This is a genomic window from Bradyrhizobium sp. CCBAU 11361 (assembly GCF_028128935.1).
GTDB lineage: Bacteria > Pseudomonadota > Alphaproteobacteria > Rhizobiales > Xanthobacteraceae > Bradyrhizobium > Bradyrhizobium niftali.
Window position 1 is genome coordinate 1 of the sequence record NZ_LBJZ01000047.1, and the last position, 390, is coordinate 390.

Genomic DNA, 390 nt, shown 5'->3' on the forward strand with positions numbered 1-390 from the left:
AGGATCAGCAGGCAAGCGAGCTGGACGAAGCCGAGGAAGTTTTGCGGATAGAACTCCCAGCGGACCAGCAGGCGCCGCCGCCACTGTATCCAGGCGAAGAAGCGTTCGACCAGCCAACGCCGAGTATAACGACGGAGCCTGCGGCCGTCCTGGGTGAGCGACCTCACTCGGTTTGAACGATGTGGCGCGATCATCTCGATGCCTTGTGACCGCAGTTCATCGTCGAGCGCATCGCTGTCATAGGCGCGGTCGCCGATCAGGTTCTCTGGCTTGGCCTCGATCATGTAGAAGTCGAAGCAGAGCTGTACCAAGCGCACTTCGTGATGGTTCGCGGCATGCGTGCTCACTGAAAGCGGCAAACCGTGGCGATCCACAATCGCCATGATTTTT

General features: G+C 59.2%; 1 protein-coding gene. It reads right to left on the minus strand.

Annotation, left to right across the window (positions count from 1 at the left end; genetic code table 11):
- Nucleotides 1–390: IS5 family transposase (locus XI08_RS09760; RefSeq protein ID WP_271574257.1), on the minus strand; the 390-nt coding region annotated here is incomplete at both ends.